Origin of the sequence: Sporotomaculum syntrophicum (assembly GCF_009932395.1) — a bacterium.
GTDB lineage: Bacteria > Bacillota > Desulfotomaculia > Desulfotomaculales > Desulfallaceae > Sporotomaculum > Sporotomaculum syntrophicum.
Genome location: NZ_LSRS01000003.1, coordinates 126,736 through 147,590, shown reverse-complemented (window position 1 = coordinate 147,590; position 20,855 = coordinate 126,736). Strand labels below are relative to the sequence as shown.

Sequence of the window (20,855 nt, the reverse complement as noted above, 5' to 3'; positions counted from 1 at the left end):
TGCTGGCGGCTTTAATTTATGTCATTTACTTATAAATTAAGGGGACCAACCCGGTCCCCTTTGTATCTCCCTTATTTAGTTGTGTATACCCCTTCAATATAACGCAGGGTATAGACCATTCCAGCATCGGTATAAAGACAGGTATCTATACTGTCGCCAACAAGGCATAAATTTTGGCCTTTGATATCGATTTTGTATAATCCTAAGTTGTAATCTTCCGCCTTGTAGTAAATCCCGGCTTTGCCTACAAAAAATTCACTCACCGACTGCTCACTTAACTGTGTAGTCTGTTCGCCGGGAATATTGTATTTATAAAGTTTTCCTGACCGGGCGTTAGCGTTGCTATTATTTACTGCGGTGTAATAAATATTTTCGTTATAGAATTTAAGATCAATAATTCCTTGGTCAGCCAGAATTTGATGGTTATTTCCTGTTAAATCCACTCTGGCCAAATAACCTGTGCTCAGGTCGATATAATATATACTATTATCAACCAGCCAAAATTCCCTGGCCGGGGGAGTAAGCTTAATTTGAGTTTGGTTATTCAGGCTAAGTTTATATACCGAGCATTTATCCGCTTCATCGCTTTCTTGATATCCCAAGGTATATATATAACCATCCTGGACATAAAAAGAACTTCTGCCGGAATAGCCGGTTCCTTTATCATCTATTGTTCTAAGTATACCATAGGCAAAATCCTTTTCCCCCAAATTTTTCTTTTCTCCGGTTTGTATATTTACTTGGTAAAGATTGTCCGCTGCATTAAACATGGGAGTGAAATCTTCATAGTAAAGATAATCTCCTGCCACGGCAAACTTAATGAAACCTTTAGCACCGGCAATCTCTTTTAACCGGCCGTTTTCCAGTTTATACAAGGTCTCTGAGCCCATGGTTAAATCGCCGGAATGAAGTATAATATAAAAATCTTTATTGGTATATACAATATCTCCCAGCCAGCCATCGTCCGGGTTCCACTGTTCCAGAGCACATAGTTTTCTTGATTCATCGCCGAAAAAATTATAATAATGAATTTCACTTTTACTGTTGGTGGTGGAAATATAATAAAGTTCGTTGTTGATTATTTTATTATTCACAAACTTTTCTTTCCCGGGTAATTCAATTTTCACCTCCGACTGGCTGCCGGTTTTTTTGTACAATGCCTCGGTTAGCCCGTCTTGGTTATATTGAGTTTTGATGTAATAAACCGTGTCCCCGTGTTTCGCTACAGGGGAAACTCTTTTTTCATAATTCAGCTCTTGTCTCGGGTCTGTCAGTTTTTCCTTGACCTTGTCTAATATCTCTAAAGTTTTCGGGCTTTGCAGGTCGATCACATCATTGCTGATGAAAATCAGACCGTCAAACCAGGTAATTTTTTTATCCAGTGCTTCCGATGTGCTCCTCAGGGGTAGGACAATTCTGCCCTCAATCTTTTGGGGGGCTACATCCAGGGTATGTGGCTGGTTATTGATGTACATTGTTTTACTGTTGACCTTTAATTTAACTTGTTTTCCTGATTTGAAATTCGTCAACACCACATCATCCGGTTTTTGCGGGTCCCATACTACTTGCCAGTACCCGTTTTCCCTGTCTACCCCAGCAGCCAGGTAGCTCATCATCCTAATGGGCACCAGCACTCGGCCGTTTTTTTGGAATAATTTATAATCCTCGTATACGTCTGTCTTCTGCCCGTTTAAAAAAACCTTATCATAATAATCAAAAGGGATGATTACTGTGCTGTCAAAAACCTCAGCGAGGGGTTTGCCTGCAGTTTCCTCTGCCCAGATATTTGAGGTACCGGCTATAAATACAATTAGGGTTAATAGTATAGTTTTATATAACCTGTTCATAAGAAGACATCCTTTCCGGCATTTTGCCCAGCTACCTGCTAATGTTTAATTAAATTGACTTGATATAATTTAAAAAGTTCCACCTTTGCAGCGAGTTTATGATTATAACTAATCATGTCATTTTGCTCAAAATAAAATTAAGTTGCCTGCGACGCACTGTAACACATGTTGCTGCATAACCTATTGACATACACTTGTTTAGCTGGTAGAATCAACAATAATATAGCAAAATGATAATGATAGGGAATAGTAAGCGGTTTGCTGGTGCAGAGAGCTGCCGGTTGGTGCGAGGCAGTCGAGGCAGGCGGCTGAACTCTCCCTGGAGTAGCCGGTCGAAATCCTTTGGGAAAGTAGGTCCGGACGGAGTCTTCCGCCGTTAAAAGGAAGGGGATATCGGATGTATGGCGTCCCGTATCCTTTGAGTGAACGGCCCAGTGCCGTTAATTTGAGTGGTACCACGGAGATTAACCCTTCGTCTCATTGTAGAGGCGAAGGGTTTTTAATTTTTACAAGGGGGTGGTATGCGATGGAACCCGACCTTAGTGACCTTACGGCGTTAGTCAACAAAACCAATTTAATCGAGGAGGAGATAATTAATGCGCAAGCTCTATATATTCGATACCACCCTCAGGGATGGAGAACAGTCACTGGGTATAACCTTAAATGTGCAGGAAAAAATTGAGATAGCCAGGCAGCTGGTGAAATTGGGCGTGGATGTAATCGAGGCCGGTTTTCCGGCTTCTTCGCCCGGGGATTTGGCTTCAGTGCGCACGCTGGCCAGAGAACTGCAGGGTGTGATTGTCTGCGGCCTGTCCCGGGCGGTGGAGGGTGACATAGATAGCTGTGCCGAAGCGTTGCGGGAGGCCGAGTACCCCAGGATTCACACCGGCATAGCGGTATCCCCGGTCCATATGGCGCAAAAGCTGAAACTATCCCCCGACCAGGTGGTGGAAACGGCTGTGGCGGCCGTAAAACATGCCAAAAAATACGTAGGTGATGTGGAGTTTTATGCCGAGGATGCCTTTCGCAGCGACCTGCCCTTTTTGGCCCGGGTGCTGGAGCAGGTGATTGAAGCCGGGGCGACGGTGGTGAATATCCCGGATACCGTGGGCTACGCCACCCCCTGGGAATATGGTGAAATGGTGACATATGTCCGGGAGCATGTCCCCAATATCGACCGGGCGGTGCTCAGCATCCACTGCCATAATGACCTGGGCATGGCCACCGCCAATTCCCTGGCCGGGATTATGGCCGGAGCGGGCCAGGTGGAGGGTACCATCAACGGCATCGGGGAGCGGGCCGGCAACACTTCTCTGGAAGAAGTAATCATGGCCATCTATACCCAACGCAGCCGTTACGGGATCGAAACCGGAGTGCATACCCGCGAAATTTCCGCCACCAGCAGGCTGGTGTCCAGGATCACCGGCGTGCCGGTGCCTGCCCATAAGGCCATTGTGGGGTCCAACGCCTTTATGCACGCCTCCGGTATTCACCAGGACGGTGTATTAAAAGAAAGAACTACTTATGAAATAATCAACCCGGAAGTGGTGGGGGTGCCCAAGAACAGGATTGTGCTCAGCGCCCGTTCAGGCAGGCATGCCTTCAAGTACCGGCTGGCTGAACTGGGCTACCAGGTGGAGGCGGAACGGTTGGAAACCCTGTATCAAAGCTTTCTGCAGCTGGCCGATCAAAAAGGGGAGATTTTTGACCAGGATTTACATGCTTTGGTGGGGGGCAATATTGTAGAAGACAACGAGATCAGCATTCAGCAGATTTCCGTAACCACTGCCGGGGCGGCCAGGGCAACGGCCACAGTGACCCTGGAGCTGGACGGTGAGGCAGTGACAGATGCCGCCTGCGGCAACGGCCCGGTGGATGCCGTGTTCAGAGCCGTCGACCGCCTGGTGGGTGAGCCGGTGACGCTGGAAGATTATACTTTGCAGTCCGTCAGCCGGGATAAAAAGGCTCTGGGCGAGGCCACGGTTAAGGTGCGTGCTTCAGATGGAGGACTGATCGTGGGCAGGGGCATCAGCACCGATATCATCGAAGCCAGCGCCAGAGCTTACGTTAATGCGCTGGTGAAGGTGAAAAAAATTGCCAACCAAAGCTACGGGCAGGTTAGCGCTGTAATTTCAGATGAGGTGCCTGTGATTAACAGGCAATAGTTTAAAATATAAAAATACATTATGTAAGGGGGCGGGCTGTTGATAAAGTGCAGGTCAACAAATCTGTCCTCTTCGCTTTTAGCACTTTTTTAGAAAAATTATTAATTGCTTTTTATGCTGAATCACTTCTGTTGAATTACTACCAGGAAAGAAGGTGTTCATGAGCCTTTATCCAGAACCGGAGCTATGCAAGGATAGAAATAACAATTATAATCTACCGCTATTTACAAGCGGTGGATTTATTTATATAATAACTGTACTAACACTAATGGTACAGATGGAACGGAAGGGAGGGTTTTAATGTTTGAACTTGATTTAAGAAGCAGGCAGCCTATCTATGAACAACTAGTAGATAAATTAAAAGAGTTGATCATAAGTGAAGTTTTAAAGACCGATGAACAGCTACCTTCGGTGCGGGTACTTTCCAGCCGGCTAACAATTAATCCCAACACCATTCAAAAGGCTTACAGAGAACTGGAGAGTCAAGGTTATATCTATTCCCTGCCGGGTAAGGGAAATTTTGTGGCCCGGGTTGGCCGCGACGGCAACGATGAGAAATTACCCAGGTTAAGGGAGGAACTGGTTAAAATTCTGTCTGAAGTTATTTATTTAGGCATGACAAAAGAAGAAATTATTAAAATCGTCTCCGAGGTTGACGTTATGATTAAGGGGGGAGCAAAAAGTGATCGAAGCTAAAAACATCAGCAAAAATTTTGCTGATTCGGCGGCGCTGACCGATGTTAGCATTAAAGTTAAAAAAGGTTCCATTTATGGCCTGGTGGGTTCAAATGGCGCCGGGAAAACAACCTTATTAAAAATATTGGCCGGAGTTTATCGCCAGGACCTGGGAGAGGTTTTGATTGATAACCAAAAGGTTTTTGAAAATATAGCCATCAAATCTAGAACCGTCTTTATTCCTGATTCGTTATATTTTTTCTCACAATATACTGTTCAAGATATGGCTAAATTTTATCAAAGAATTTATGCCAACTGGAATGAGGAACGATACCAAAAATTAAAGGATGCTTTTCGGCTTGATGAGCATAAAAAAATACAGCAAATGTCCAAAGGTATGCAGAGGCAGGCTGCTTTTTGGCTTGCTTTATCTATTACACCTGATTTTTTGCTTTTAGATGAGCCATTGGACGGTTTGGACCCTGTTATGAGGCAGAAAGTCAAAAATTTAATTATTCAAGATACAGCCGCTAGGGAAATGACCGTATTAATATCCTCCCACAATTTAAGAGAGCTTGAAGATCTATGCGATTGTGTAGGTATTTTGCATCAAGGCAGGTCGGTTGTGGAGAAGGATTTGGATGCTTTGAAATCAGACATACATAAAATTCAAGTTGCTTTCCAAGGTGATCTGCCGGCAAGTATATTTGGCAATAAGCATGTCTTATACCAGGAAAAAAGAGGTAGTGTCCTACTGTTTATTATAAGAGGGAAAAAAGAAGAAATTATTAAAGATAGTTACCAATACCAACCTGTGCTATTAGATATTTTACCTCTAACACTAGAAGAAATATTTATTTACGAGATGGGGGGGATTGGCTATGAAATTAAAAACATCATTTTTTAATGAAGGATTTTTATTGAATGATTTCAGGAAATACAGCTGGGTAGCGGTTTTCTACACTCTGGCTTTAGCTTTTGTGATCCCAATAAATATAATCATGATACTTAGCAATGAATATATCAACAAAAGTGCGTTGAAGGATTTATTTTTGCTTAACAACCAGGAAATACAAAGTATTTTAATTTTGTCAGTACCGGTTGTATTAGCCATGCTAATATTCCGCTATTTGCAGGTCCAGATTTCAGCCGATTCGTTGCACAGTCTTCCGGTGCCAAGAAGCATTATTTACAGAAGCCATATTCTAGTCGGGGTTGTATTGTTAATCTTACCGGTATTGATTACCGGCATTATTGCAATTACCTTAAACCTGTTGCTTGACCTGGGTAATTACTACAGTATTTACGATGTTTTCAGTTGGATGGGTATTACTACCCTAATGAACTTAACCATCTTCTTAACCTGCGTCTTTGTTGGCATGCTCGTTGGCATTTCGGCAGTGCAAGGTGTTTTAACATACATTCTTTTAGCTTTCCCGGCGGGCATAACTATTTTGCTTACCTCCAATCTTGACTTTTTTGTTTATGGTTTTAAGTTTAATTTGGATTATCAATTGGAAAGGCTTTCCCCGATTCCAAGGGTTTTGCATGGTTTTAATCCCCTGAATGAGCGGCAGATGGGCGGTGGCGAAATAGTGGTTTATTTGGTAATCTGCCTGGCTCTGCTATTCCTGGCCGAATATCTTTATAAGCTGAGGAATTTAGAAAACGCCAACCAATCCATTGCTTTTGCTAAGTTGCATAATATCTTTAAATACGGTGTTACTTTTTGTACTATGCTGCTGGGAGGGCTTTATTTTAAGGAAACTCAGCAGACTACTGCCTGGGTTGTCTTTGGCTATTTAATTGGTTCCCTAACCGGCTATGTGGTTGCTGAAATAATGTTGAAAAAATCCCTGGGGTTCTTTAGAGAAGTAAAGAATTTTAAAGGCTATGCAGTTTTTGGCGCTATCATGCTGGTTTTAATCCTGGGCATCAGGTTTGATCTGACGGGCTATGAAAAGAGGCTGCCGCCGCTTGCGGAGGTCCAACAAGTTTATTTCAGTGATAGTTTCTATTATTATACCAATTTAGAGAAATATCAAATGGGTTTCTTCTCCGAGCCAAACAATGTACAGAACATTTATCAGCTGCACCAAAAACTTGTGCAAGACAAAAATTCTAATTATTTGACCAAGAGCCAAAAGCCAAAAAGAAGTGCCATTCTTATTTATCAATTAAGTGATGGAAGTACAATGACCAGAGGTTATGAAATTACTTATGACGAGTATGCCAGGTATTTAAAACCTATTTATGAAGCAAAAGAATATAAGCAAGCTCATTATGATGTTCTGCAAGTCAATCCTGCCGACGTGGAGAAAATCACCTTGCGCCCGAATATGCGTACCGACACATATAAAGAAGCGGTTATCTTAAATCCGGTTGAAATAAAAGAAGCGATCGAAGTAATGCAACAAGATGTCCTGAATAAAACTTATGAACAGATGACCGAGCAAAAAGTGCCCTGGGCCAATGTAAGCATGTTGATTGCCAATAATAAGTTAAACAATTATCCAAGGCTGGCTGAAATTGTTCAACAACATAATGGTGATCAGCAAATCAATGCTACTTGGAGTAAATCTGATGCCCTGTTGGAAAAATGGCTTAAGGAGAAAGGTTATTACCAAAAAGCGAGAATTCTTCCTGAAGAAATAGCTTATGTAGTTGTAGAGAAGATAGAAAGCCGGGAGCAATGGGAAGAAAAAAGAAAAACGGGATATGTTATGGAAACCGGAAATTCAAATGCTAATAATATTGAACGGTTTGAAATCAGAGATAAAAGCCAAATTGAAACTTGCCTGAGGGAATACCGTGATCAATGGTTTTTAGATGATTTTTTCAGCCAAAATACTGAAGGCTATATTATTGGTTTTTATGGAGGAGATAAAAGGAATTTTGCTTACGGCAGTTTTGCGGCCCATAATGTTCCTGATTTTATAAAAGAACATTTTAAAGATTAACTATCACGGCAGTTAAGCCAAAAGCGGTAATGGGACATACCTCGCAGAGGTTTGTCCCATTTGGAGCCCAACGGGCGGGGTTTAAGCCCCGCCCGCCCCAACCACGTGGTAGTTAGTGTTGCTTTGCAGTTAAGAAGTGTAAGGGGCAGAATGCCCGAGGAATATTTGACTTGATGCCACATGTTAAACCGAATTTTAACCGAGAAGGAGAAGGGGCCATGCCCAAACTGAGAGAAATGTCTAAGTGGAGTGATTCTTCCGATCAAATAGTAAATTTACTCTACAACACAGGCTACAGATTAACCGGCAGTCACAGGAAAACCCAAGATCTAATAAGGGACGTTTTTAACGCATTAAACGGCAATATAAATTTAAACACAGCTTTAAAAAGCCTGTGTTTGATATACATAAATAAACCCACATCCAGCCTGAGTAAAAACTTATCTAAAACTAAAAGTAGCCCGCCAACCAAAGACAATAGTTCAAACAATGTCCAAAATGCCCTTTTAACGCTGCCGCTTAAAGTAAGGCTGGTATTGGTTTTGCGAGAAGTATTGGGGCTGGGCTATGTCGAGATAGCAGAGATGACCGGTATAGAAAAAACAGCGGTAACCCGGCTGTTAAATACGGGACGGTGGGAATTGCAAATACAATTAGCCCCGCACCCGGGGGCAAAACGAGCTATCAAAAAAACATTCTGCAGCGAGGTAGGTTAAAGCAGTTACGTAAGTTCTAATTATGAAGGGAAAAAGAAAGCAAATGAGTGTTCTAATTGAGTCACTTGGTTTAAATATGACGTTTTAGCTCAGATATAGAAATCCCTTTTCCTTTGTGGGAATAAGGGATTTTTTAATTTAAAGAAGAGCAGCATACGGGAATTATTCCAGCTTAGTTGGGACCAAGCTGTATGAACTCGCCGGCTCACTCCAAGGCATCAACACGATGCCGAGGAAGTCTCCCGGGAATCGTTACTTAAACTTTATGTACATCAACCAAAGCAAAGATATCCTACAAGCCGAACGACGAATACTCATAGACGAAGCAATGTATACATCTTTCATGCGCAAGAACGCCATTGTCCTAAAACATTAGTAGAAGATGCTGCTCGTCAAACCGCGATCTTTTAGGAGAGAGATAGGATGATTATCAGCTGCTTTTTATTGACATCAAAACAAAAATTGTAGTATAGTACATTACAAGAGTAATGCACTATACTACCGGCAGGTGGCGGGGAGGTGATCGTTTGCTGCTGGATACAAACAGTCTAAAGCCGATTTATGTACAGATTGCAGAATGGCTGGAAATGGAGATTCTAAACGGCAACATTGCGAGCGATGAAAAAATATATTCCCAGTACCAATTGGCGGACATGTTTAACGTCAACCCGGCCACCGCTGCCAAAGGGTTGAACATTTTGGCCGGCGAAAAACTCTTGTATAAAAAAAGGGGGCTTGGCATGTTTGTATCTTGCCATGCCAGAGCGGCCATACGCAGCAAGCGAATAGAACGCAATCTAAAGCAACTGGTGTTGGAGCTGGTCGCCGAAGCAAAGCGCCTGGATGTCGGTAGGGACGATCTAATTAACATGCTAATAGCGGCAGAACTTCAGGTAACGGAGGAGGAGGGATCACAATGAATGTCGTTGATTGCAGCGGGCTGACAAAAACATTCGGGCGAACCACGGCGGTCAAAAACCTGTCTTTCACACTGGCACCTAATAAAATCACGGGGTTAATCGGACGAAACGGCGCCGGAAAAACCACACTTTTGAAGTTGATTGCCGGATACCTTCTCCCTAATGCAGGCAGTATTCAGGTTTTCTCGGAAAACCCATTCAACAATATCAAGGTTTCCGCCAACATGATTTTTGTGGATGAAAACATGGTCTTGCCGGCATCAATGAATCTCGGCGAAATTCTGGAATCCGCAGGCCGCTTCTATGCGCATTGGGATCATAAATTAGCCGTGGGGCTGTTTACATACTTCAATCTGCATCCCGGGCAATATCACAGTAAGCTTTCCAAAGGTATGCGCAGCGCCTTTAATGTGATTCTCGGTCTTGCCGCCCACTGTCCGCTGACCATCTTTGATGAGCCCACCATCGGTATGGACGCGGCGGTACGGAAAGATTTTTACCGTGCACTGTTAAAAGACTTTATGCAGTGTCCGCGCACCGTAATTCTATCTAGTCACTTATTGAATGAAATCAACGACATTTTAGATGATCTTCTACTGATCAAGGACGGCGAAAAATGCCTGCATATGCCTATCGATGAGTTGAAAGAATACGCCGTCGGACTGCAGGGCAAAGAGGAAACTATTGCGAAGATGGCTGAAAAAGCCGAGGTCTTGCACCGGAAAAAGCTGGGAAAGGACAGCGTGTATATAGCTGTCCGCAACCAATTTGCAGAAGAGGAACTGCATAAGGCCCGCCTCGAAGGCGTGGCGATTTCACCGGTGGCCGCCGACGATCTTTGTATGTACCTGACAGCGCGGAACAAAGGAGGGATCGATGATGTCTTTGACCGAAACTAGCGTACTTGCCGTGGCGAAAACACAGTATCACTATAAGATAAAAGCCCATGCGGGCCTGTTCTTCGCCTTGATTGCGGTGCAGTTGCTGGCGTTTTTCTTCTCCCTTAATGGCGTGGGCAGCTCGGGGGGTGGCAGCCAGGGCATGTCTTACACTATAAAATATTTCACCGGCGATGTGATCATCATCTTTACTTTAATCTGGGCCTTTAGTATCGGAATCAGTATGGCTAATAACGGATTCAAAACGGATTTTACCTTTGTTTCAAACCGACTGAGCAGTCACCTTTCCAGCCTGGCCTTTCTACTCACCGCCGCCGTCATCGCCGGGGTTACTGCCACATTATGCGGACTACTGTTGCGTGTGGTAATGCTCCTTTCCCATGGCGGGGTAGATACCGGTCCCGCCTTTTGGATTGCGCCGCCGGCTTTACTAAGCGGCATCTTCGCCGCCACTCTCTATGCGGCGCTTCTCAGCATCATTGGGTATTTCATCGGCATGCTGACGCAACGGCACCCTGCTTTTGTCGTGCTGCTACCGGGCCTGTTTTTTGGCACATTGTTTGTGGAGGCCAGAAGTACCGGCCAGGCCAGGACACTAAACAGCGCTATTGAGTTTTTTTCCACAGAAGGTTCCCACGCGCTTTTCGCCCTAAAGGTTGTTCTTGTATCGGCCATCGTTTTTGGATGTGTAATTCTGTTTTTCAATAGAATGGAGGTCAGGAAATGACATTGGTGGCTTCGTTTATAAACCTATTGATCCTTCTGCTGATTATCTTTGCGTTTTCTGCCTTCAGCAAAGTCCGCATTTCGCCGGGTAAGGCTCGCCTGGTGGTCGGCTTCTATATAGCACTTTTATTTGTCACCGTCCCTGTGTTTTACGCGATTGCGGAACCTAGTACGCCGGAGCCGTTCGAAGTTATTGAGAACGGGCCGGGACAGTATTCTTATCATGACTCCCAGATCAATGCGTTTTACGATGCGTTCAATGAAGGCCGGTTGGACGATTACGAAGGCGCGGAGATCATTGCCCGGTGGAGTTTTGACTATCAGGAAGAACGCCTGAAAATAACAGCCCCGGATTATGAACGGTATTCTACTCCCATTGTCATGGAGAGAAAAGATGTCCGCGACGGCAAGCTGGAGGTATTCAGTTACGCCCCCAAATCATCAAACCGTTTAACGCTGGCTAATCCGCCGGATATTCGGCTGCAAGGCAATCAGTTAGAAATACTTCAGCCGGAAAGGATTCATCTGGAAGCGGCCCGGTTCTGTCATGACTTCACCATGGCTCAGTTTACCGGCAGGGGTTATTCTATGGATAGAATGGACCACTTCTTTGGTGATATGGTTTTCTATCTGCGGATACCGGAAGACCTCCAGATTGATACGGACGAAAGCACGGAACACGATATTCATTTTTTGAACGAGTAGTCCAAATTTCGGGATAGGCTTAGATGCCAATGAGCATTACTGCTTCCAAAACGAATAAAATATAGCCCTTTTTAAAACCCTATTTTAATATAAGTTAAAAAGGGGCTGTATATCTATTGATCAAACCATTACCCAAAATATTGCCGGAGGATATACCACCCCACGTTGTACTTGATTGCCAAAAATGCGAGTTATCATTTCATGGAACTCGCGTAATTTGGGGAGAAGGTAATCCATCATCGCCGGTTTTTGTTATTCTAGATAATCCTGGGGCAAGGGAAAACAAATTTGGCGAACCTTTTCTATGTGGCACCAGAGAAACCTTGCAATTGGCGGCATATGAAGCCGGAATACAACCGGGTCAATTATATGTTAGCTATATATTAAAGTGCAGGCCTATTCGTTCTTACGATAAGCATAAGGCTAGAATGCAATGTTTGGGGTATTTATGGGAACAAATTGATATGATGCAGCCTAAAATCGTCATGACCCTGGGAAATGTCGCAACCCAATATTATTTTAGAGATCCATCTGCCGAAGTTAAAAATCTGAGAGGCAAAATTCATAAAGATAATCTGTTAAGTATAGTGGTCTCATACCATCCATTAGCTGTACGAAGAAGACCCAACTTGAAAAAATATTTTTTAGAAGATTGGAGACTTGTAGCACTTCAATTATGATATACCGAAAAATATCATAGGATACTCAATTATTAGAAACAGAGATACTTAACAGGAACAGTCGTGCAAAGTAAAATTTGGATATTATACTTTTTAGCGATTTTACCTGTACCTTCTTTTTTTAAATAATAGGTCTTGAAAAAATTTACGACCTGTTTGCCAATATAGTTAGCTGCGATCATAAAAATTCTTATGATAATTATCATTATTAAGAAAATGATTAGAAATCTTAAAATATAATGCACAGTATCCATATCTAATTTTCTCCTTAAAGTCAGTCAAATGACGATTTATACAGGCCAAAACTTTATGTGACCAGGGCTATCATCGGTAGTTCGACATGAATTTGCCAGTGCTATCCAGAGGAGCAAGCTTAAAATGGTGAGTCGACATGCCCGAACCTCATTCGGTAAGTTTATTCTTTTGTGGGGCTTGTTCGTGCGGCCCAGGGTGCAGGAGCGGGTGGAGGTTCTTATCCAGCGGTTGTGATGCACTTTGCATCAATTTATTAAGTTCGGACCACCAAATAGTAAACCAGCTATAAGTAGAAGTTGGAAAGCTTGCCAATAGGTTACCGGCTTTAAGTTAAATAACTCCGGTATGGTTGTATTCCAAAGGTAGCGCAGCAAAAAAGCACTTAAAAAAAGTAAACCTGCAGCCAGCAATATAAATCCCAAACTGTACAAAAAATCGATTAACGCATTTATGCCGGACCAACCCCTTTATTTAACTTTGAGTTCTTCTGCTTTACCCCAAACCCTTCTTTTTAATGCTAAAATTGCCAATGGGTATAACAAGCACCGGTATAGCTACACAAGCCCAAAAAGCTATGGTAAAGAGTGAGTATAGTGGAACCAAATATTGGTTTCTACCGTCTTACCAGTAAATTTAAAAGGGAGGTTTTTCATTTGCTAAGAAAGTGGTTAGTAATTTTGTTAGTGGAATATTATTAATGGCTACTTTACCTAGTAGTGTAATGGCGGCTCAACCAATTACGGTAATTTTAAACGGTAAGCAACTTCAGTTTGATGTCCAACCGGTTGTTGAAAACGATCGGGTACTGGTGCCCCTTCGTACTGTTTTTGAAGCTTTAGGTGCTATGGTAAATTATGATGCAACGACTGAAACTATCATTGCTACTAAAGGACAAACCAGAATACGCCTGCAAACATTAGCAACGCATGGTTTTCTTAACGAAGAAGTTATCCGCTTAGATGCTCTGGCTAAAGTTATTCAGGGAAGAACTATGGTTCCGCTGAGGTTTGTTTCTGAAGCGTTTGGCGCAGAAGTAGAATGGGATGCCGTGAGCCGAACGGTGCAAATAAATCAAGCAGGCCAACCGGAATTGGAGGCAGCAGCACCGGATGATGTGCATAGTATCGCATGGGAGTTTATCAAGAACGACATTGCTCATTATCGGGGTTTTGAATCAAGCAGTGTAAAGATCATCGATAGTAAAATAACCCGCCTGGCATTGGTTAAGAAGTTTGAGCAGTTGGCGGATACGCCCATTTATGTTTACGCACTGGAATACCGCCTTTTGCCGGATGATTTGAGTAAAGTGGTTCTGGCCGGTGGTATGCAGGTTGATGAAGCCGGATGGCTTATGGAAACCTGCAGCATGGGCAGCCCGCAACTGGTTATATCCCGGAAGGGCGGCAAAACATCGCTTATAGGCATCCTTTGGACGGGAACTGTTATGGAGGAAGGTGGGGACTTGGAGGCGTCCTTAAAAGCAATGCTGGAACGCAATTACCAAAATCTCACTACTAAATAACAACTATCCAGGCGGGGCAAATATATCCTCCAGATAGCACATTCCCTTACACCCACTACTACTTCGGGGGGTTGAACTATGAAAAAACGTCCTCTTGGATGATAGGCATTGCAATAATAATGTTATTTGTTTTCTCAGGATACAACCAGGGAATGAAAGAAGTAAAGGCCGAGCAAAACTTGCCTCAAATATACACTCTGGCTTTTGATTCCTTTATGCCGCTTTGATGCAGGACTAAATTCAGATATGGAATACATCGCTATTGATATGACCGGCCTTAATATAAGTGCTCAAGACAAAACTACCATTTTAGATTATTTCAAAAAATGCAAGGTCACAGTTATAGAAGCTTCTTTTGATGACTTAAAGCAAAAAGGATTGTTTGATGAGAAGAGTCTGACACTAGATGGAATCCTTTTAAGTATTAAAAAATTGATATTGAAGCAAGTTCTTAATTCAGGGGGAGATTCAACTCCCCCTGAATTTTAGAACTGCAAAATGCATGACTTACGGCCAAGTTAGTCAGGTTAAATCTGACACCAAAGTTCAAATCGAGGGTTCAAAATACCGACCCGGCAATGGAACTATTGGTGTTGTAACTACAATTATCTATAAGGACAATACCTGGCAGGTTGACAAGGCCGATATTATTTGGATAAGTTAATCAGGAAAGGAAAACGTTTGTAAACTTTTACGTCTTAGTTATAGAGAAGATTAGGAAGGAGGGGAAATTGGTTGTGATAAAATTGCGGCCTTGGATTTTATTTTCGATAATACACCTTTTGATTGTAGGCTTATTCACCGTGGGGTGTGCAAGCTCCACGCCGGTAGTCGTGAAAAAACCGGCGCCCGCTGAGTCGGTGGACCCGCGACTGGTGGCTGCAAATACGGGATTTGGCTTTAAGCTTTTCCATGAACTGGCGCAAGGAGACCCCGGACAAAATATCTTTGTTTCGCCTGCAAGCGTGTCTATGGCGCTGGCGATGACTTATAACGGAGCGGACGGCGCAACTAAAGAAGCAATGGCCAAAGTCTTGGAATTGCAAGGAATGAGCCTGGAAGAGGTGAACCGGGCTAATGCCGAACTGAAGACCATACTGGAAAATCCCGACCCCGGGGTGCAGCTCACCGTTGCCAATTCGCTCTGGGCCAGTGAAGACATTGACTTTAAACCTGAGTTTATTGGGAGAAACAGGGATTATTATGCCGCTGAAGTTAATACCCTGGATTTTTCCCATCCCAGCGCTGCGAAGGCCATTAATAACTGGGTTAAAAAGAATACCGGCGGCAAGATCGACAATATTGTTGAGCGCATTGAGGCTAACGATGCTTTATTTTTAATTAACGCTATTTATTTTAAAGGAAGTTGGGCGGATAAGTTTGACCCATCGGAAACCAAGGCAGGCTTATTTAATCTGCCGGACGGTACGCAAGTAAAACTGCTCATGATGTCCCGGACGGGTCAATACGGTTACTACCAGGGTGACAACTTCCGGAGCGTGCGGATTCCCTATGGTAACCAAAGGGTCAGTATGTACGTTTTTCTTCCGGAACAGGAATCCGGTCTTGCGGAGTTCTACCGGAATCTCGACGCCGCTAATTGGGAAAAGTGGATGCCTCAATTTACGGAAACTACGGTGCAGCTTGTTTTGCCGCGTTTTAAATACGAATATGCAGTGAACCTCAAGGACACGTTAAAAACCCTGGGGATGCAAGTTGCTTTTGACAGCGAACAGGCCGATTTCGGCAATATGTGCCCAATACCGCCGGTTCCGGTAGTCTATATCGGTGATGTCAAACATAAAACCTTTATTGAGGTAAACGAGGAAGGCTCGGAGGCTGCCGCGGCAACTTCCGTAGAATTACTATGCAAAGGGATACCGCAGATAGTCAATATGGTTATAGACCGCCCGTTCTTCTTTGCCATCAGGGATGAGCTAACGGGAACCATATTATTTATGGGGACCGTTCAAGTGCTGCCTAATTAATACCCATCTGCTTTCATTTACACAACCTAGAAATATGGTTATTACTTTGCAATTGAGAAGTGTTGGGGGAGAATGCCAGGTTGACAATTATTTTTTTGTATGTGAAGGTGATATTAGCTTGAATAAGATTAGGTATTCTTTAATAATCACTTTATTATTAAATATCTTTCTAGGTTATATGCTTTTTGAACAAAGTCAAAAAAACACAACTATGTTTACTTAAGGCTTCAGGAAATGCTCTGGCCAAATGGATTTATATAAATCATCTTGCTGTAGTAAAAAGGAGATTAGCAAATTGAAAGAAAGGCTATATAGCATTCTTATGAATTTGGGAGGCCTTTTTATTGCCTATTTATCATATGCATTTATTTTAAACATTCTAACCATTAGTAATATACCCCAACAAATATCCATTTTTATAAGCTATTTAACCCCGATGTTTATTGGGTATATGCTGTATAAGAAATATAATTTGGTTATCGGTAGATTTGTAATGATAGTTACTTTCGTTCTTTTGTTCTTAGGTTTTCTAGGAAGACTTTTTGTATAAGGCCGACCACTTGTTTAAAAAATACCGTAGTGCCAACGCGAGCACAAGGATACCCGCCAGTTTATGTATTGATAGAGAACTAATTGGCTATATTCGGTGTATTTATTGGTAAGGCCGGGTTATGATTTATGGTAATAATGTTAAAAATAATAAACAAATCCTTTGGTAAATACGCTACACTAATAGTAAATTGTCGAAAGCGGTGATCAGTATGTCTTCCCCGGCAAGACCCCAGGTACCCTTTGCGTACCGGGGGAAAGATGATTTCCGGGCCAAGCTGGCCCGGTGGATTGGCGATGTGTTTTACGATGTGCTGCCGGAGCACGGGTATGAAATCCGTGAGGAACAGATCTTTACCGCTTTTCAGCTGGCGGATGCCGTGTGCAAGGGAAAAGTACATTTTGCCGAGGCGGGCTTGGGCACCGGTAAGACTTTTGCTTATCTGCTGACTGCAGTTGCTTATGCCAGGTTTAAAGGAAGGCCTGCGGTGATTGCCTGTGCTTCAACGGTCCTACAGGAACAGCTGGCCGGGCCGGGGGGCGATATCGAAAAGCTATCGAGCTTGCTCGGCTTGGATATCGACGCCCGGATGGCTAAGGATCCACGGCAGTATATTTGCGATGCCAAGGTTGACCAGCTTAATAACCCGCTTTGGGAACAGCCGGATAAAACGCTGGATAAAGTGCTTAGCTGGGCCGGGGAGACCGGCCGGGGAGAGCGCTCCGAGCTGCCCCAGGTACCGGACCGTGTCTGGGCGCAGGTGGCCTGGGATGAGGATATGTCCTGTGATACATGTCCTGCCCGGGGGTACTGCAAGCCTGTCAAGGCCAGGGAGCATTACCGGGCAGCCCTGGATTTGATCGTCTGCGACCACGGGATTTTTTTTGATGACCTGTGGACGAGGGAAGAAAGAATTGCCGATGGCAAGCTGCCCCTGTTGCCTGATTATGCAGCCGTGATCTTTGATGAGGGTCACAAGGTTGTGCTCCCCGCCGCCATGCGGGCAGGCCGGCAGGTTGACGAGGAGGATATTAACAGCATGCTCTTAGCCCTGGAAAAGATCCAGGGGGCCAGGACATCCTTGCTGGCGGCTGTTGTGGCAACTGATGCGGCCACTGCCCGTTTCTTTAACATTTTACATAACTCTACCATTGAGGATGAGCGATCCGACCGGTTTATCGTCCGGATAAGTGACCAGCTGCTGAAGGCGGCTCATACCATGCAGCGTGCCCTGGAGGCCTTGTATTTTGAGCTGCAAAACGAGCAAGAGCTGCAACTGCAGTCCCTTTCCGATACCCGCTTGCAGTCCTATGAGGCCAGGGTGGAACGGTCAATTATGGCTTTGCGCCGGTTTGGTCGTAAGGAGGGTAAGGATGTTATTGTTTGGGTTGAGCGGGGCGATGGAAGCTTTTGGGTGGTGCCCCGTGATCTTGGCGAACTACTGAACAAACACCTCTTTGCTAAGGGGCTGCCCGTTGTGTTTTCCTCCGCCACCCTGAGTACAGCCGGGGACTTTAGTTACTTTGCCCGCACGGTGGGAGTGTTAAAGTCGTCCACCTCTTCCGTGGCCAGTTCATTTAATTATGATCAACAGGTGCAGGTGTACTTGCCCAGGCGATTCCCGGAGCAGCGGCAAATATCCCGGTTTCCTTTAGCCCTGGGGCGCTTGGTGGCTTTACTGCGCCTTTGGTCAGGCCGGGCCCTGGTACTGACCAATGCTCCATCCGAAGTGCGCAGAATTAGAAAGGCTTTGCAAGAGTACCGGCTGTCCTTTCCATTTCTTTGGGAGGATAGCGGGGAACGTGGCTACCTGATCCGAAAATTTCGGGAAGATACATCATCGGTACTAGTTGGGTCGGGATTTTGGGAGGGTATTGACGTGCCCGGTGAACCGCTGTCACTACTGGTGATTTGGCAGCTGCCATTCCCGCCACGGGACCCCCTGATCGAAGCCCGCAGGCGTCAGGTGTTGGAACAGGAGCTTGATCCGGTTTCGTTGGTGGATTATCCGGAAATGGGCTTAAAATTGAAACAGGGCTGCGGCAGGCTAATCCGCACTAGTGATGACCGGGGTGCGATAGCAGTATTGGAGCCGGTGCTGGGTATGCCCTGGGAGCGGGTTGCGCTGGGTGCTTTACCGGAAGGGGCCCGGGTGGTGCACAGGATAGCGGATCTTAAGCCGGACAGGAGCGGCAGCGGGAAGGAAGAGGGCAGCTCTAAGAGTTCGTTGCAAGTTCTATTGGAGAAAAAAAACTCAATGTCGGCAAATCCCTGGACGTAAGAAGTGAGAAACGCCAAAAAATGGGGTGACAGGTAACAAAAAAAATCTGTTGACCTTTGGTAAGAATATGATAAAATATCATCAAAATGTTCCTGCTAAAAGTAATGAAGGGGCAAAGTAAGCGTAACACAGCTTTACAGGGAGGAAGCGTCATAGACTGCGAACGCTTCTAAAGTATGATTCGTTGAAGTTCTCCCCCGAACTGCCGGGTTGAAACAAATTGCAAGTAGGCTCGGACGGAAACTTCCACCGTTAAAAGGAAGGGAGTATGAATAATATTACTAGTACTCTGCTAATGAGTGGGTCCTTTGGGCCAACAAGGGTGGTACCGCGAACAACTTTTCGTCCCTTATTGAGGATGAAAAGTTTTTTATTTGGTACGCCTGTTAGCAGGAGGTTAGAGCCATACTCTTAGAGTGGGTTATTTTACATAACCAATAGGGGTGGTACCGCGGAAGGCCACAGCTTTCGTCCCTAACGGAAGCTGTGGCCTTTTTATTAAATAAATTAATGTAATGATGCCCGGATGGCTAAAATAGTGAAAAGGAGAATGATAAACGTGTTGTACTGGAATCCTGAATACGAAACCATGTCTCGCGATCAACTGGCGGATCTGCAGTTAACCAGACTAAAGGCCACTGTGGCCAGAACTTATGAAAATGTACCTTTTTATCAGCAGGCATTTAAGGAAAGGGGCATTACCCCGGAAAATATACATTCACTGGATGATTTGCGCAAACTGCCTTTTACTGTAAAGACCGATTTGCGGGATAATTACCCTTACGGGCTTTTTGCCGTACCAAGGGAGCAAGTGGTGCGGCTGCACGCCTCCTCGGGTACCACCGGTAAACCAATCGTTGTGGGCTACACCAAAAACGATATCGATACCTGGGCAAACTTAATTGCCAGGGCGCTGGTGATGGCCGGGGGCTCCGAAAAGGATATTGTGCAGGTGGGTTACGGCTACGGCCTGTTTACCGGCGGTCTGGGCGCCCACTACGGTGTCGAGTGCCTCGGAGCTACGGTTGTGCCTGCTTCAGGCGGTAACACCAGCAGGCAGCTCATGCTCATGCAAGATTTCGGTTCCACCATGCTGGCCTGCACGCCTTCTTATGCCTTATACCTGGCTGAAGAAGGCATTAACCGGGGGATCGACTTCACCAAGTTACCTTTAAGAGCGGGAATCTTCGGGGCTGAACCCTGGTCGGAACGCATGCGGGAACAACTGGAGCAAAAGCTTGATATTATCGCGCTGGATATTTATGGGCTCAGTGAAGTGATGGGGCCGGGGGTAGCTATGGAATGCCAGGACAAACACGGCATGCATATTAACGAGGATCATTTCATTGCTGAAATTATTGATCCCGAGACGGAAGAACCGGTCCCCTATGGTACACCGGGAGAACTGGTGCTTACTTCCTTAACCAAGGAAGCATTCCCGGTGATACGCTACAGAACCAGGGATATCACCGTCCTTAATCCGGAACCCTGCCCGTGTGGGCGTACCCACGTGCGGATGCAGCGGGTAACCGGGCGCAGTGACGACATGCTGGTTATCCGGGGGGTCAATGTGTTCCCAACGCAAATTGAAAGCGTGCTGCTGGAGTTCGGGGAAACCGAGCCCCATTACCAGCTGGTGGTGGACCGGAAGGGTACTCTGGACGAAATGGAAATATGGGTTGAGCTGTCTGCGGAAATGTTTAACGATGAGGTGCGCAAGCTGGAGAATCTGGAGCGGCGGTTGTATTCGCGCATCAACAGTGTGCTGGGCATTTCAGCTCGCATTAAGCTGGTGGAGCCGCGGACCATTCCGCGCAGTGAAGGCAAAGCCAAGCGCATTGTGGACCGGCGGGAGATCTAAGACAGCCGGGGAAGTGGTCAAGAGAATTTGAGCTCGTTAAGAGGGAACCTTTGGATTAAGGTTCCCTCTCTCCACTCATCGCAGGCGAGCTGCCGGTCGGTTAAC

At 44.9% G+C, this 20,855-nt stretch carries 16 protein-coding genes and 2 other annotated features; of the genes, 15 read left to right on the top strand and 1 reads right to left on the bottom strand.

Features of this window, described 5'->3' with window-relative positions; all coding sequences use genetic code 11:
- Positions 1-71: 71 nt before the first annotated feature.
- Positions 72-1,847 (bottom strand): DUF5050 domain-containing protein, encoded by a 1,776-nt coding sequence (locus SPSYN_RS05745; protein WP_161821550.1) that lies wholly within the window; start codon positions 1,845-1,847, stop codon positions 72-74.
- Between the two features lie 227 nt (positions 1,848-2,074).
- Positions 2,075-2,330: a binding site (T-box leader), on the top strand.
- Positions 2,331-2,443: 113 nt separating this feature from the next.
- On the opposite strand from SPSYN_RS05745, the gene SPSYN_RS05740 reads away from it, so the two are divergent.
- The 15 genes from SPSYN_RS05740 to SPSYN_RS05670 all read left to right on the top strand — a co-directional run bounded on the left by SPSYN_RS05740 (position 2,444) and on the right by SPSYN_RS05670 (position 20,750).
- Positions 2,444-4,012: a 2-isopropylmalate synthase gene (locus tag SPSYN_RS05740; RefSeq protein WP_161821549.1), complete on the top strand. Its 1,569-nt coding sequence runs from the start codon at positions 2,444-2,446 to the stop codon at positions 4,010-4,012.
- Between the two features lie 300 nt (positions 4,013-4,312).
- Positions 4,313-4,708, top strand: a complete 396-nt coding sequence (locus SPSYN_RS05735) for a GntR family transcriptional regulator (protein WP_161821548.1) — start codon at positions 4,313-4,315, stop codon at positions 4,706-4,708.
- A complete protein-coding gene (locus tag SPSYN_RS05730; protein ID WP_161821547.1) occupies positions 4,695-5,594 on the top strand; it encodes an ABC transporter ATP-binding protein in 900 nt (299 codons plus the stop codon). The genes SPSYN_RS05735 and SPSYN_RS05730 overlap by 14 nt, the downstream gene beginning before the upstream one ends.
- Entirely contained in the window at positions 5,569-7,647 is a 2,079-nt protein-coding gene (locus SPSYN_RS05725) for a DUF6449 domain-containing protein (RefSeq protein ID WP_161821546.1), read from the top strand. Before SPSYN_RS05730 ends, SPSYN_RS05725 begins: the two co-directional genes overlap by 26 nt.
- Positions 7,648-7,865: 218 nt before the next feature.
- Positions 7,866-8,363 (top strand): RNA polymerase sigma factor, encoded by a 498-nt coding sequence (locus SPSYN_RS05720; RefSeq protein WP_161821545.1) that lies wholly within the window; start codon positions 7,866-7,868, stop codon positions 8,361-8,363.
- A gap of 527 nt (positions 8,364-8,890) precedes the next feature.
- Positions 8,891-9,283: a GntR family transcriptional regulator gene (locus tag SPSYN_RS05715; RefSeq protein ID WP_243152932.1), complete on the top strand. Its 393-nt coding sequence runs from the start codon at positions 8,891-8,893 to the stop codon at positions 9,281-9,283.
- Positions 9,280-10,182 (top strand): ABC transporter ATP-binding protein, encoded by a 903-nt coding sequence (locus SPSYN_RS05710; RefSeq protein WP_161821543.1) that lies wholly within the window; start codon positions 9,280-9,282, stop codon positions 10,180-10,182. The genes SPSYN_RS05715 and SPSYN_RS05710 overlap by 4 nt, the downstream gene beginning before the upstream one ends.
- Entirely contained in the window at positions 10,160-10,909 is a 750-nt protein-coding gene (locus SPSYN_RS05705; RefSeq protein WP_161821542.1) for a hypothetical protein, read from the top strand. The genes SPSYN_RS05710 and SPSYN_RS05705 overlap by 23 nt, the downstream gene beginning before the upstream one ends.
- 2 nt (positions 10,910-10,911) lie before the next feature.
- On the top strand, positions 10,912-11,613 hold the full coding sequence (locus SPSYN_RS05700) for a hypothetical protein (RefSeq protein WP_207708549.1): 702 nt from the start codon (positions 10,912-10,914) through the stop codon (positions 11,611-11,613).
- A gap of 116 nt (positions 11,614-11,729) precedes the next feature.
- Complete coding sequence (locus SPSYN_RS05695; RefSeq protein WP_161821540.1) at positions 11,730-12,293, top strand: uracil-DNA glycosylase; 564 nt, start codon at positions 11,730-11,732, stop codon at positions 12,291-12,293.
- Between the two features lie 952 nt (positions 12,294-13,245).
- Positions 13,246-14,070 carry a copper amine oxidase N-terminal domain-containing protein gene (locus SPSYN_RS05690; protein WP_161821539.1) on the top strand — a complete coding sequence of 275 codons (825 nt, stop codon included), beginning with the start codon at positions 13,246-13,248 and terminating at the stop codon, positions 14,068-14,070.
- 246 nt (positions 14,071-14,316) lie between these two features.
- A complete protein-coding gene (locus SPSYN_RS05685; RefSeq protein WP_161821538.1) occupies positions 14,317-14,559 on the top strand; it encodes a hypothetical protein in 243 nt (80 codons plus the stop codon).
- 248 nt (positions 14,560-14,807) lie between these two features.
- Complete coding sequence (locus tag SPSYN_RS05680) at positions 14,808-16,058, top strand: serpin family protein (protein ID WP_161821537.1); 1,251 nt, start codon at positions 14,808-14,810, stop codon at positions 16,056-16,058.
- A 761-nt stretch (positions 16,059-16,819) separates the two neighbouring features.
- On the top strand, positions 16,820-18,889 hold the full coding sequence (locus SPSYN_RS05675; RefSeq protein ID WP_202623739.1) for an ATP-dependent DNA helicase: 2,070 nt from the start codon (positions 16,820-16,822) through the stop codon (positions 18,887-18,889).
- A gap of 95 nt (positions 18,890-18,984) precedes the next feature.
- Positions 18,985-19,242 (top strand) — a binding site (T-box leader).
- A 197-nt stretch (positions 19,243-19,439) separates the two neighbouring features.
- Positions 19,440-20,750, top strand: coding sequence for a phenylacetate--CoA ligase family protein (locus SPSYN_RS05670; RefSeq protein WP_161822207.1), 1,311 nt, complete (start codon positions 19,440-19,442; stop codon positions 20,748-20,750).
- The last annotated feature ends 105 nt before the right edge of the window (positions 20,751-20,855 follow it).